The following is a 12,898-nucleotide window of genomic DNA, read 5'->3' on the forward strand; positions in this document are numbered from 1 at the left end:
GCGGCGCTCGTGACTGAGCCGCTCGTCGAGCTCGATCGCTCGGGCCTCCTCGAAGAGGTCGATCACCGCATGCGAGTCCGACCCGACCGAGAGCGGCGACCCGGCGGCGGCGAGCGCCGCGGCGGGGCCGACACCGTCGCCCAGTGCCCGCTCTGTCGTCGGGCACATGCACACCCCTGTGCCCGTGCCGCCGAGGAGCCCGACGTCGCCTCCCGTGACGTGCGTCGCGTGGATCGCGGTCGACCGCCGGCCGAGGGCGCCTCCCTCGGCGAGCAGCTCAATCGGAGTCCTGCCGGTGGCGGCGAGCGCAGCCTCGTTCTCTGCCCGCTGCTCCGAGACATGGAAGTGGAGTGGTGCTCGGCGTGACGTCGCCCACTCGGCGACCCTGGCGAGCCCCGCCTCGTCCACGGCTCGCACGCTGTGGATCGCGGCGCCCACCTTCACGCGATCTGACCCTGCATGGAGAGACACCCGCTCCTCCCAGGCGTCGACCGAACCGTCCGAGAAGCGTTGCTGGATCTCGTCGGCCTCGACACCCCATCCGCCCCGCAGGTAGCACGCGTCGAGCAGCGTGAGCCGGATCCCGGCTGTATCGGCGGCAGCACGCAGGGCGTCGGCCATGGCGTTCGGCTCGGCGTAGCGCGCACCTCGAGGACCATGGTGGAGGTAGTGGAACTCACCGACGGCGGTGATACCCGAGAGCGCCATCTCGCAGTACACGGCAGTGGCCAGATCCCGGTACGAGTCGGGATCGAGCCGAGACGCCACCGCGTACATCGCGGCGCGCCATCCCCAGAAGTCGGCGCCCCTGCGCTCGACCCACCCTCGCATTGCCCTGTGGAAGGCGTGGCTGTGCGCGTTCACGAGGCCGGGGATGGTCAGGCCGCCCAGCCGGCGAGCGCCATCGGGGGGCGGTACCTGTCCGGCGACCCCGGTGATCGAGCCGCCTTCGACGGTGATCGCCACGTCGGCGACGACGGCGCCACCGACGATCGCACGTTCGGCGTGCCACGTGGCCGGGTTCATACTGCCGACGCTAACCGGTGGTCGTGGCGCGGCGACGGCGATTGGCCGATGTGAGTCCGGCACCTACCCTCTCCTCCCATGCCCGGCGACGCTGTGCTCGTAGGTGTCGGTGAGATGGGTGGGATCTTCGCCAAAGCGCTGCTGCGTGCCGGGGCGTCCGTCCACCCGGTCCTGCGCGACACGGACAGGGCGGTGGCGTCTCAGCGGGTGCCGGAGCCGGAGCTGGTCCTCGTCACCGTCGCCGAAGCCGACCTCCACCCGGCCTTGCGGAGCCTCCCGCCTGAGTGGCGCACCCGCACCGGGCTGCTCCAGAACGAGCTGCTCCCGCGCGATTGGACTGCATCCCACATCGTCGATCCGACGGTCGCCGTCGTCTGGTTCGAGAAGAAGAAGGGCCAGGACGTCCGAGTGATCACGTCGAGCCCGATCGGCGGCCCTGCCGCCCAGCTTCTCGTCGATGCCCTCGCCACCTGCAGCATCCCGGCGCACGTCGTGTCGACCGACGAGGAGCTGCTCTTCGCCCTCGTCGAGAAGAACTGTTACATCCTCACCGCCAACATCGCAGGGCTGGAGACGGGCGGCTCGGTCGGCGAGCTGTGGGCAGTCCATGAAGTGCTCGCCACCGCCGTCTTCGACGAGATCGTTACGATCCAGGAGCACCTCACAGGCGAGAAGTTCGACCGTGACCGGCTCTTGGCGGGCATGGTGGCCGCCTTCGAGGCCGACCCCGGACACGGCGCAACCGGAAGGAGCGCTCCGTCGCGGCTCGAGCGAGCGCTGAGCCATGCGACCGATCGAGGCGTGCAGGTCCCGACGCTGCGCGAGATCGGGCAAGCGCACGGCGTCACCCGATAGGGTAGGCCCGGCCGACCGAACGGAGGAGTGTGCACGTCCTCGTCGCAACCGACGGCCGCCTCACGGCCGAGCAGGTCTCGGCTTTCGTCGTTCCGCTCACAGCGGGTGGTGGGACCGTGACGGTGCTCACAGTCGTCGAGGTGCCTCACAGCTTCCTCGCCGAGATGCGGGCGCAGTACGGCGAGCAGGGTCCCCCTGAGGTCGTCGGCGACAACGAGTACGTCGGGGTGTCGCACGGCGGCAAGGCGCCGTTCGGATGGCCCGGGGACCTGGCGATGATCGATCGCTACCGGGAGGACAAGAAGGCGCAGCGCTGCATGCCCCTCGTCGATGCGCTGCGTTCCTCCGGCGTCAGCGCCGACTCCAAGGTGCTCGAGTCCGAGCAGACGGCCCGGGCGATCCTCGACGAGATCGAGGAGTCGGGCTGCGACCTCGTCGTCATCGGGTCGCACGGGCAGGGCTTCTTCGAGGGATTGCTCGGGTCGACGGGGACCAAGATCGCCAGGCAAGCTCCGTGCGGCGTCCTGCTCGTACGCAACCGCGACAGCTGAGCGTCTCAGCGCCGCAGGTACTGCTCCCATTGCGGGTCGACGGACGGCCCGGTCGAAACGACCACCCACGAGTCGCGGCGTGGTGCGATCGGCCGGCGGATGAGCGTCAGGCCCGCCTCGCCGGGTGTGCGACCACCCTTGCGGGAGTTGCAGCGGCGACAGCTCGCGACCACGTTCTCCCACGTGTGCCCACCGCCCTGCGATTTCGGCACGACGTGGTCGAGGTTCTCGGCCGGCTTGCCGCAATACTGGCAGCGATGCGTGTCGCGGATGAAGACCGCCTTTCGGTTGAGCGGGACCCTCCGCGAGAACGGCACCCGGACGAAACGGTTGAGGCGGATCACCGAAGGCGAGAGCATCTCGATCGACTCAGAACGCCAGGTAGCACCGTTCGTGGCGAGCACCTCGGCGCGTTCGTGGAGGACGAGGACGACGGCGCGACGAACCGATACCACTGAGAGCGGCTCGTTGGTGGCGTTCAACACGAGAGCCCGCGCCATGGGCGGCAGCGTACCAGGGGGTATGCGCACCAGTCCCGCGCCGTCGCCTCTGAATCCGCGGCCATTGCGGTGCGCCGGCCCATAATCAGCGACGATGCTCCGGCTGATCACCGTTGCGGAGGAACGCGTCCTGGTCGACGAGGTCGAGATGGCCGCATTGCCGCCCCGTGTCCCGGAGGGCGGGTGGTTCTGGCTGGACGTGACGGCAGCCACCGAATCCGAGGTGCGGGCGATCGCCAACACCCTCCGGCTCGAGCCGTTCGCCATCGACGACGTGCTCAGCCCGAACGAGTTCCCCCTCGTCGACGATCTCGAGGACCAGCTGTTCGTGGTGACGCATACTCTCGGGGTGAGCGGCGAGCGGCTGGAGACGCTCGAGCTCGATGTCTTCCTCAGCCGCTCATTCGTGGTCACGTTCCACCGCGTCGAGATCCCCGGTATCGAGTGGACGCTCGAACGCCTGCTCGATTCGACTGCAGCCCCGCCGCAGGGACCGGACGCCGTCCTCGCGGTGCTCCTCGACATCTCCGCCAGGCGGGTCCAACAGCTCGTCGACGCCCTCGATACCGAGATGGAGCGCCTCGAGGAGCTGGCGATCGGCGGTCATCCGGACGTCGTCGGGGGCGTGCAGGCGCTGCGCCGCGACGTCATCGTGCTCCGCAGGGTGCTCGCTCCGGAGCGCGACATGGTGCGAGCGTTGAGCCGCATTCGCAGCCACCTCGGCCCGAGGGAGCGGCGCAGGATCGAGAGCGCCCACGACGACTACAGCCGCATCGTCGAGTCACTCGACGCCGCCAGGTCGCTCCTGGGCACGCTCCTCGAGACGTACCGGAGCACCGTCTCGGAGCGGATGAACGAGGTCATGAAAGTCCTGACGGTCTTCTCGGCGATCGTGCTGCCACTGTCGCTCATCGCAGGCATCTACGGGATGAACTTCGCCACGATGCCCGAGCTCCAGTGGCGCTGGGCGTACTTCGTGCTCCTCGGTCTCATGGCGATCGTCGCGGCAGGCCTGTGGGTCTACTTCGCCCGCCGCGGCTTCGTAGGGGGTCCGAAGGTCCCGAGGGTCGACAGGGCGATCGGCAAGGGCCTGGCAGGCTTCGTCCAACTGACCACCTCACCCATCAGAGCCGTGGTCCGCCCCTTCATGGACGACCACCACCGCTGACCGGGCGCGCAGCGGCCCCGAGGAATCCCCGGGGCCGCCGGCATGGCGTGGTGGCAACTGTCAGGGAGCGAGCACCACCGGGTACTTCCTCACGTCGATCCGGGAGCCGTCCTTTGCCGAGAACGCCCACACCTTGAGCGTCCCGCGCTGGCGCTCGGCGACGTCGTACTGGATCGTGAAGTCGAAGGTGCCCCAGCCGACACCGTTGTCCGACATGGCGATGCCCTTCTCGATGAGGTCGCCGTCGCCGTCACGGAGGGCGTAGTTGAAGGTTGCCTCGAAGACGGCGGCGTCTCCGCTGACCCTGACCCGGTCGTTCGTCCGGCCCCCGTAGACGGGTGTCTCGACCGAGATGGCTGCCACGAAGTCGAGGTAGTCGTCCCTCGTGACGACCCTCTTCAGTTCGCCGTCCGATGTCTGGACCCTGATGCGGTGGTCACCCTGGAAGAACACGACCCGGTCGACGGTCGGGTAGCGGGTCAACGTGAACACCACCTGGGCGACGCGCAAGGCGGCTGCGGCAGAGTCGTCGTTGCCTGCGAACTTCCTGTTGAAGTGGACCTTGGCCTTGCCGTCCGAGATCGTCAGCCCGCGCAACCTGGTGCCGTCCGGGATCTGTGTCGAGATCGCCGGATCCGCTCCTGCCTCGGACGCCTTGGGGCCGTCGAGCAGCTCCTCGAGTGAGGCGGTGCCGACTGCCACGGTGGCCGGGACCCTGCGCTGGACGGGAACCAGGAAAGGCCCTGTCCGGCCGTCATGGCCGGCCTCGTCGATCCAGAAGTACGGTGCCACGTCGATCTTGGCCGTGGCTTGGCTCGTCGTGCCAAAGGCGGCGGAGGGGATGATGAGCGATGCGGCGAGCACGCCGGTCGCCATCAGGGCTGTCATCGTGCGCTTCATGGCGGTGGTCCTTTCGACGCGCCCGGTCGATCCGGGTCTCTACCCGTATGACGTCGCAGTAGGGCAGTTCAGGTGACGCGGGTCCCGGTAGCCCCCCGCATGTGGAACCCCGTGCACCCGCTGAGCCGGGCACGGCATCCGTGGCGGCGGTAGCTTTGCCGGAGCACACCCAGGAGAGGACGGGACCGATGGTGACGTACGCCGAGAGCATCGACATCCTCGAAGACGAGCTCATGACACTGCTGGACATCTTCAAGGGCCTGACCGCCGAGGAGTGGCAGATGGAGACGAAGCTCGTGCCGCTCGACGCGGCACAGCGGCATTGGACGGTCTTCGAGCTCGCCGGACACTTCGACATCTCGATAGGTCTCACGCGCATGCTGATCGCCGACCCGAAGGATGGTCAGGTCGGGCGCGACCGGGTGAGCTTCTTCATCTTCCCGCGAAGCGAAGTGGCGCCCGTCGTATACGACTACGCCTACACAATGGTCGCCGGCAAGTCCCCGGCGGACATGCCGGCCGTCCTCGAGGAGACGTTCACGAAGACGATCGAGGAGTCGCGATCCGTCGACCCCGGCCTCGTCGGGTCCGGCTACTACGCCTTGATGGAGGTCGGCGAATTCGTTCCCAGCCGCGTTGTCGAGGCCGTGGTCCATGGCTTCGACTTGACCGATGCCCTCGGCCGGGAGGCGGTGCCCTCCCCGGCGGCCGTCTCGGTAGCAGCCGAGATCCTCGACGAGTTGCTGGCGCGCCGAACCGTGGGCGGCCGGCCGGCCGACCTATCCGACGACCTGGCATGGGTACGAGCTGCATCCGGCCGGGCCCCTCACGATGATCCGAGGCTGCCGCTCATCGGGTGAGACGAGGGTGCTCGCCGCGACCGTGCCACCTGCTCGGCCGCCGCGGCAACTCGCCCGGGTCGACGGCGCGGCCGGCTCGTGGTATCAAGCGCCTCGTGACACCAGCCGCGTCGGCCCCCGCAGGTGAGCGTTGACCGCCGTCTCGGTGATGTCGTTCAACATCGCGATCGGAGGCGACGTCGTCGATCTCCGCAAGGTGGCTGATGCGATCGAGGCGGCCGGGGCCGACGTCGTCGGCATCCAGGAGGCCTGCGGAAACCTCCCAGCCGTCGCAACGATGCTCGGCTGGCCAAACTACGACGAGCCGCGCCAGATCCTCTCGCGGTACCCGCTGGCGGCCACCGAGGGAGACACGGCGTTCGTCCTCGTCGAGCCGGAACGAGCCTTTGCCGTCGCCAACGTCCACCTGCCGGCAAACCCGTACGGTCCATACGTGCTCAGGGACGGCGCCTCGATCGACGAAGTCGAGGCCATGGAGCGAACGACCCGCCTCGCCGACCTGGAACGACGCATCCCTGCCTGGACGAGCATCATGGGCCTCCCGATGCCGCTCATCGTGACGGGCGATTTCAACGCCCCGAGCCACGTCGACTGGGGCAGCGACAAGGGCGAACCGTCCTTGTCGAACACCACTGCCGCCACCTCGACCGTCCGCTCCGAGATCGTGAGTAACGCCACGCACCGAGTCTGGCGCAGACGCGGTCCTCTTTGCTCTGGCGGGCTCAGGACTGCGCCGCGGCCCCTGTGAGCACCGAGTCGAGGGCGGCAAGTGTCGCTGTGAAAGCGGGGACCCCGCCTGCGACCGCATCGACCTCGCAGTCGTATCGGGTGCGCCATCCCTGGGTCTGCCAGAACGACAGCTGCACCTGTGGCTGTGGCGCTCCCCTCGCCAGCGCCAGACGGCACGTCGTCTGGGTCGGCTGGAGGTCGCGCTCGAGCGCCCGCATGTCGGTCGCCGCCACCGCACCGACGAGATCCGCCAGTACCTCGCCATCGATCGAACCCACGACCTGCTCGTCGATTGGGCGACCACGGTCCCGCATCGTGTAACCGCCGTTGGCCCGGATCTCGATCTCCAGCTGGCGCGACGGGACGGCGATGGCGACGATCGGGTCCTCGGGCAGCAGGCCGAGCGACGGGTTGGCGCCGAACCGCGTCCGATCGGCCTTCGACCATGCCCACACTTCCCCGGCCATGGTCGTGATCCACAGCGTTTCGTCGTCGACCGCGTAATCGACTCCGTCGGACAGCGCCTGCCCGACATCCGAAACGATCTGGCTCGCCTTCGGCTGCGGCCGGAGGTCGTCGAGCGGGCAGAGGTCGACCGTTCGCTGCTGCGGGGCCCACAGGCCCGTCGCCGTCCTGGCGAGCGGGCCAGTCGAGCGAACGCAGGATGCGTCGACGACGATGGCTCCTCCTTCGTCGACGACGAGCTCGGCATAGAAGCGGGGCTGCAGCTCGTTGCCCCCCGAGTCGAAGCGATCCTCGAGCTTCCAGCGGATCCCGGTGAGAGGGAGGTCTGCGACCTCGGCCCGGCGCAGATGCATCACCGCGCCATCGGCGGCGATGGCCAACTCGTCGTCGCTCCCCTCGATCGTGTCGAATCGCTCCCACACGTCGTGGAAGAGCTGCTGGGCGAGATCGGGACACTCCTCGACGGTCCACCGCCGGTTGCGACGCACGCTGAGCCACCCATCTTCGACGGTGTACTGGGCGGCGCTCACGTTGCATCCGTCGCTCACCTCGACGGTTCCGTTGCGAAGGAAGCGCAACGAAGGTCCGTCGCGATGGCTGTCCGGGAGCGTGATCTCACCGTCCGGGGTCTCGAAGCGCTCAACGAGCCACAGGTCGCGAACGAGGTCCTCGAACACGAAGTCCCCCGTGCCCGAGCGTTCCGAGGCGTGGCCCGACACAGAGCTGCAGGCGACCGCCAGCACGGCCAACGCAGCAAGCGCTCTCCGCATGGCCCCCACCGTACTCGGCGACTCCGACGCAGAGCAGCCCCATCGCCTCGCGTCCACGTCGAGACCGCCGTGACCCGACGACCCGAGGGAGGCGCATCAGACCGACGTGCGCTGCAGCGCCAGGTCACCTCGCTCGGGAGTTGCGTCACCCGGCGACGTCACAGAGTCGATCGGCAGAGTGAGCTCGAACACGGTCTCGCCGGCCGGGCGCCGGTAGTCGACGTCTCCACCCATGAGGCGCGCCAGCTTGCGCGAGACCGTGAGCCCCAACCCGACGGAGGCGGTCATGCCTTCGTGAGTGTGCGCGCTGTGGTATGGCTCGAAGATGTGCGTCATCTGATCGGCGGTGACGCCGACGCCGTCGTCGGCGACGGCGATGCTCCCACGCCGCTCGGTGGCAGCTACGCGGATCTCGATCGTGTCGCCGCCGTACCTCAGGGCGTTCGTGACCAGGTTCCTGACGATCTGGCGCACCCTCGCCGGGTCGCCCCGTGCATGTGCGGGCCCGCCCGTCACGACGATCCGAGAGACGCGATCGACATGCTGCAGGGACTCGAGCACGTGGCGCGCCTGGGCGACGAGGTCGACGGGCACGTCGGCGACCGTGAGGCTGTCCGTGTCGATCTTGGCGGCGATGAGGAGGTCCTCGATCATCTGCGACAGGTCGTGGCTCTGCTCGGCGATGGCGCTGATCATCTGCTCGCGCTCGCCGGGAGTGAGGCTGGTCTCATCCTTGAGGAGCTCGGCGTAGCCGACCACCGCGGTGAGCGGCGTCCGCAGCTCGTGTGAGACGGAGGCGATGAACTCGTCCTTGGAGGCGAGCAGCTCGACGAGGCGGCGCTCGGCCCTCTCCTGTTGGGTGATGTCGATGACATGCGCCACGGCGTACAGCGGCAAACCGGAAGTTCCCTTCACGGCAGACGTCGTGACCAGCCCGTATGCCGTCGAACCGTCGCGGCGCTCATAGCGCAGCTTGGAGCGCATGGACGGCACCTCCCCCGAGACGACGCGGGAGAACCGCTCGGCGCTGGCGACCCTGTCGTCCGGGTGGGTGACATCGGAGATCGTCATCTGGATCAGCTCGCTCTCGGAGTAGCCGAGCATCTCGCAGCCGGCCGGGTTGACCCTCAGGAAGCGCCCGTCCTCGACCCCGATGAAGGCCACCCCTGCCGCGGTCGCCTCGAACGCCCTCCGGAATCGCTCCGAGCTGGCGGCCAGCTGGCGCTCCTGGCGCCGGGCACTCGTGAAGTCGCGAGTGACCACGAGGACGTCGTCGCTTCCAGCAACCGGGACGAACCGAGCCTCCCACAGCTCGTGCCCGGTCCATCGCGGGAACTCGAACGAGTACTCCACGGCTTCACCGGTCGCCTCGACCCGGCGAATGGCCTCGAGCACCTTCTGGGCCGCATCGGGAGGGAGGACATCTGTGACCGACCGGCCGACGACATCGACCGCATCGAGGCCGACCTGCGACGACTCCTTGGCTGCCAGGCACGTGCCACTCCGGTCGAGTCGAAAGACGAGGTCCGGCATCGCATCGACGACGGCGCGGATCTCGTGCTCGCGGATCCGCAGCCGCTCCACGGTCTTTGCGTGCATGGCGGCTTCCGCGACGGCATCGCTCCAGCGGCGCAAGGAGAAGGCCACGAGCAGGAGGACGAGGATCATGGACACCACTGCCCACTCGTCGAGCTCCCACGCCTCGTGATCTGCAGCGAAGCCGACGAACCGCTCGAACACGTCGAAACGACGCGCCACCAGCCAGGCGCCGACCGCCAGCACGAGGAGGAGGATCACGTCCCGTGTGGCGCCGGCCGTTCCCCACTGGTGTCGACCGTGCTTCACCACGGAGACATCGGCATCGCGGCGACTCCGCTTGAGATCGCCCGGCAAGCGGCGCCCCCGGAACGCCGGTGTATCAAAGTCGTCACGGGCTCCCTCCGCTTCGTAGATTTACGGGCAACGCCGCGAGAAGGAGTGGTGCGTGAGCGAGATCGTGCAGCTCGAGATCCGAGGTGTCGGTGGCGCCACCGCGCAGGAGATCCTCGGTGGCCCGGTCACCCAGACGGCCGGCGACCGCATCGCAGGCTTCTTTGCACCCAACGTTCCCCCAGCCCACGGGAGACAGGTCGAGGCATACGAGTGGGGCAAGCTGACCTCCGGGACATGGACCTCGTCCGTGTGGTGGATCCTCCTGCCGTTCACGTTGCTCAACGTGTCCGGTTGGATGTTCCGCCCGAGCGAAGTCGAGCGATCGCGCACCGACGAGCCGACCCGGTCGAGCGTCTGGTACGGCCGGTTGCTCGTCGTGGGCGCAGGGCTCGCCATGACGGCGGTCTACGTCGTGTGGCTGGTGACGCTGGCGACGGAGATCGTCGTCTTCGGCTGCGCATCGACCCCCGAGTGCGCCGACCGCTGGTACATGGCGCCCATCTCCTGGTTCGGCGGGAATCCCGTGTGGCATGTCGCAGTCGGGACCGGCATCGCCGCGGCGCTCATCCTCGGGCTCTTCACCTTCATCCTCAGGACACAAGACCAGCTCGAGGGCTTCGAGACGGACGGCAGCCGTCGCCGCATCGGCGTCGCCGACGGGCGACGCCGCGACACGAGCAGGCTTCGTCGCAACACCCCCCTCGAGAACCAGGGCTTCTGGTACAAGTGGGAGGAGCACCGACGCCTGTTCCGGTGGCACCTCGGCCTCACGCTCCTGCTCCTCGGAGCCGGCGCCGGGCACGCCATCGCCCGAGTCGGGTGGCAGTCTCCACCGGCCAATGCCTGGCTCGGCGTCGCCGCCATCGCCGCCGTCGTCGTCGGGTTCGTGTGGTTGTTGAGCGGCCCCGAGCGCTTCCGTGAGCCCGCCGCGGCCGGCGATCCCGGATCGGAGCAGGAGACTGGCAAGCGCATCGGCTGGACGCTGTCGCACGTCGGGCTCGCCGCGGCGGGATGCGCCGTCGCCTGGGCGGTCACCCAGTCGATGGAGTCCTCCTCGGCCGGGAGATTCGCGTTCCTCGATGCCGTCAGGGCGCTTTCCGGCGTGCTGTACGTGGTCGCGATCGCCATGCTCGCCGTACTCGTCAGGCGCCGGATACGCGGCGAGCAACCCGACTCGGAAGGGATGCTCTGGCTCCTGCCGGGGGTGTCGGCAGCACTTGCGATCATCGTTGCGGGCGCCGGTTTCGTCGCCATCGCCCACCTCGTCGGCCGAGCCCTCGTCGGGGCGGACTGGGTGAACGACAACGGGTTCGACATCGTGCTCATCGACATCCTGGCGGTGTCCGTCGCCGCCGCCGTCGGCTACTCGGTGGTGTCGTACCTGCGGACCCCGAGACCGAGGGACGCCGTCCGGACCGACTATTTCCCACAGCGGAGCGACGGCGAGCTGACGGACAGGGAGCGTGACTGGGTCGGCTCGGTAGCGGGCGCCCGCATCACGGCGACGCTGCTCGGCGGCGCCGACAAGTCACTCACGATCCTGGTCGCCGTCATGGCGGTGATGACGGGGGTGCAGTGGTGGACCGGCGACTTCGCGCTCGGGGCCGGCGCCGACGGAGCCTTCGCCGCTCCGCTCTTCGGTATCGACGGCTTGCGCTTCCTCCACTCGGTGTCGGCGACCGTCGTCGTCCTGTACGTCTTCCCGGGGGTCCAGCTCATCCGCGCCAACGCCCGCTCACGCGACAAGCGCCGCCAGCTCGGCAAGGTCTGGGACGTCCTCAGCTTCTGGCCGAGACGATTCCACCCCTTGGCGGCGCCGTGCTACGCCGAGCGGGCCGTTCCCGAGTTCCGCGACCGCATCCGTGCGCACCTCGCGGACGACAAGAAGGTGATCGTCGCCGCCCACTCGCAGGGGACCGTCATCGCCTTCGCGGCGTTGGCACAGATCGGGGCGGAGACCGAGACCCTCGAGATCGCCATCGACGGCGCCAAGTACGACAGCTACCGGGACATGGTCATGAGCCAACAAGCGGCCGGGCCGGACGCCACCGTCGACCCGTCGCAGCAACAGCAGCCGCTCGACGTCCACCCGCTCGGCCGGGTTGGCCTCGTGACGTACGGATCTCCCTTGAGCCGCTTGTACGGGCGGTTCTTCGCCTGGCATTTCGGCGCCAAGGGCACGTTCCAGGAGCTCCGCGACCAGCTCGCCGTGCTGCGCACCACCCAGCAGCGTGCCTGGCGCAGCCTGTGGCGCTCGACGGACTACATCGGGCAGCAGGTCTTCGTTGAGCCCGGCGGCGTGCTCGATCCCGCCGACCCGGACGCCGACATCCGGGTCAACGAAGCCGCCGCTCCGCTCTTCCCATACGACTCGCACAGCAACTACGAACGCGAGCCGCAGCTCCGAGCCACGATCGACCTGTTCGCCGCCGAGATCTGACATCCACGGTCGCGTTGCTAGCGTTGCCGACCATGTTCCGTCGTAAGGTGACCGTCGCCTCGGCTTCGGATGCGCCCGCCTGGCAGGTGTATCGCGGGACCTCGGAAGACGGAGGCGAGATCTTCGCCCGGTTCAACACGGCTCTCGCCAAGGCCGTCGACCGCTCCGACTACCCGATCCAGGTCGGCCTGGCGTTCCGGCTCAACGACCCCGACGAACGCGGGCTGCCGACCTCGGGCGAGATGGACGAGCTGGCGGTCGCCGAAGACCTGATCGTGGAGCGAGCCGGCGAGCGGGCGATCCTCGCCGGAGTGGTCACCGCAGCCTCGATGCGCGAGCTGGTCCTCTATACGACGAGCGACGAGTGGATCGACGGGTTCCGCAGCGACGTCGAGCGGGCCGTGACGACGCACCGCATCGACCTCATGTCACAGCACGATACCGACTGGACCGTCTACCACGCCTTTGTCGGCTGAGCCGTCTCCGAGCGCTACTCGAGGCTGAACGGCGGATACTCGTCCGTCAGGCTGGCGATCCAACCGATGATCCGGGAGTTCCATCGCTGGACTCCGACGACGAACGTGTGCAGTCCCTCGGGCAGCTTCCCGGTGAAGGCGATGATCCAGTACCCGATCCACGTGGCGATGCCGGCGGCCCAGGCGAGTACGCCGACGACGATCAGGTGTGGCAGGGCAGCCACGA

General features: G+C 68.6%; 13 protein-coding genes. 7 read left to right on the top strand and 6 right to left on the bottom strand.

All coding sequences use genetic code 11. The features are described 5' to 3' along the window. The coding region (locus VGC47_00005; GenBank protein ID HEX9853684.1) for a formimidoylglutamate deiminase at positions 1-1,026 on the bottom strand (1,026 nt) is incomplete at its 3' end. A 78-nt stretch (positions 1,027-1,104) separates the two neighbouring features. Here VGC47_00005 and VGC47_00010 point away from each other — a divergent pair. Beyond that, positions 1,105-1,881, top strand: coding sequence for a hypothetical protein (locus VGC47_00010; protein HEX9853685.1), 777 nt, complete (start codon positions 1,105-1,107; stop codon positions 1,879-1,881). 29 nt (positions 1,882-1,910) lie between these two features. Then, the gene (locus tag VGC47_00015; GenBank protein ID HEX9853686.1) at positions 1,911-2,432 is read left to right on the top strand and encodes a universal stress protein; all 522 of its coding nucleotides are present in this window, start codon (positions 1,911-1,913) and stop codon (positions 2,430-2,432) included. Between the two features lie 5 nt (positions 2,433-2,437). Here the strand turns inward: VGC47_00015 and VGC47_00020 are convergent, their stop codons facing one another. Beyond that, entirely contained in the window at positions 2,438-2,932 is a 495-nt protein-coding gene (locus tag VGC47_00020; protein ID HEX9853687.1) for an HNH endonuclease, read from the bottom strand. 94 nt (positions 2,933-3,026) lie between these two features. Between VGC47_00020 and VGC47_00025 the strand changes: the two genes are divergently transcribed. Further along, the gene (locus VGC47_00025; GenBank protein ID HEX9853688.1) at positions 3,027-4,100 is read left to right on the top strand and encodes a magnesium transporter CorA family protein; all 1,074 of its coding nucleotides are present in this window, start codon (positions 3,027-3,029) and stop codon (positions 4,098-4,100) included. A 60-nt stretch (positions 4,101-4,160) separates the two neighbouring features. Here the strand turns inward: VGC47_00025 and VGC47_00030 are convergent, their stop codons facing one another. Next, positions 4,161-5,000, bottom strand: a complete 840-nt coding sequence (locus tag VGC47_00030) for a Gmad2 immunoglobulin-like domain-containing protein (GenBank protein ID HEX9853689.1) — start codon at positions 4,998-5,000, stop codon at positions 4,161-4,163. Positions 5,001-5,188: 188 nt separating this feature from the next. Here VGC47_00030 and VGC47_00035 point away from each other — a divergent pair, with 188 nt between their 5' ends. Both VGC47_00035 and VGC47_00040 read left to right on the top strand, forming a co-directional pair. Next, complete coding sequence (locus VGC47_00035) at positions 5,189-5,860, top strand: hypothetical protein (GenBank protein ID HEX9853690.1); 672 nt, start codon at positions 5,189-5,191, stop codon at positions 5,858-5,860. A 130-nt stretch (positions 5,861-5,990) separates the two neighbouring features. Continuing rightward, positions 5,991-6,608, top strand: coding sequence for an endonuclease/exonuclease/phosphatase family protein (locus VGC47_00040; GenBank protein HEX9853691.1), 618 nt, complete (start codon positions 5,991-5,993; stop codon positions 6,606-6,608). Here the strand turns inward: VGC47_00040 and VGC47_00045 are convergent. Next, positions 6,583-7,824 (bottom strand): META domain-containing protein, encoded by a 1,242-nt coding sequence (locus tag VGC47_00045; protein ID HEX9853692.1) that lies wholly within the window; start codon positions 7,822-7,824, stop codon positions 6,583-6,585. The genes VGC47_00040 and VGC47_00045 overlap by 26 nt on opposite strands. A 96-nt stretch (positions 7,825-7,920) precedes the next feature. Beyond that, positions 7,921-9,669 carry a PAS domain S-box protein gene (locus VGC47_00050; GenBank protein HEX9853693.1) on the bottom strand — a complete coding sequence of 583 codons (1,749 nt, stop codon included), beginning with the start codon at positions 9,667-9,669 and terminating at the stop codon, positions 7,921-7,923. A gap of 139 nt (positions 9,670-9,808) precedes the next feature. On the opposite strand from VGC47_00050, the gene VGC47_00055 reads away from it, so the two are divergent. After that, positions 9,809-12,196, top strand: coding sequence for a hypothetical protein (locus tag VGC47_00055; GenBank protein ID HEX9853694.1), 2,388 nt, complete (start codon positions 9,809-9,811; stop codon positions 12,194-12,196). 32 nt (positions 12,197-12,228) lie between these two features. Then, positions 12,229-12,672, top strand: a complete 444-nt coding sequence (locus tag VGC47_00060) for a DUF695 domain-containing protein (protein ID HEX9853695.1) — start codon at positions 12,229-12,231, stop codon at positions 12,670-12,672. Between the two features lie 14 nt (positions 12,673-12,686). Here the strand turns inward: VGC47_00060 and VGC47_00065 are convergent. Beyond that, positions 12,687-12,898, bottom strand: a 212-nt coding sequence (locus VGC47_00065; GenBank protein ID HEX9853696.1) for a DUF4389 domain-containing protein, incomplete at its 5' end; no start/stop codon positions are given.

This window comes from Acidimicrobiia bacterium (genome assembly GCA_036396535.1).
GTDB lineage: Bacteria > Actinomycetota > Acidimicrobiia > Spongiisociales > UBA5794 > DASWKR01.

What these genes read in the sequence shown, in the direction of transcription:
- VGC47_00045 (HEX9853692.1), bottom strand. Translation starts at nt 7,824, where the DNA reads ATGCGGAGAGCGCTTGCTGCGTTGGCCGTGCTGGCGGTCGCCTGCAGC.
- VGC47_00010 (HEX9853685.1), top strand. Translation starts at nt 1,105, where the DNA reads ATGCCCGGCGACGCTGTGCTCGTAGGTGTCGGTGAGATGGGTGGGATC.
- VGC47_00025 (HEX9853688.1), top strand. Translation starts at nt 3,027, where the DNA reads ATGCTCCGGCTGATCACCGTTGCGGAGGAACGCGTCCTGGTCGACGAG.
- VGC47_00035 (HEX9853690.1), top strand. Translation starts at nt 5,189, where the DNA reads ATGGTGACGTACGCCGAGAGCATCGACATCCTCGAAGACGAGCTCATG.
- VGC47_00060 (HEX9853695.1), top strand. Translation starts at nt 12,229, where the DNA reads ATGTTCCGTCGTAAGGTGACCGTCGCCTCGGCTTCGGATGCGCCCGCC.
- VGC47_00030 (HEX9853689.1), bottom strand. Translation starts at nt 5,000, where the DNA reads ATGAAGCGCACGATGACAGCCCTGATGGCGACCGGCGTGCTCGCCGCA.
- VGC47_00020 (HEX9853687.1), bottom strand. Translation starts at nt 2,932, where the DNA reads ATGGCGCGGGCTCTCGTGTTGAACGCCACCAACGAGCCGCTCTCAGTG.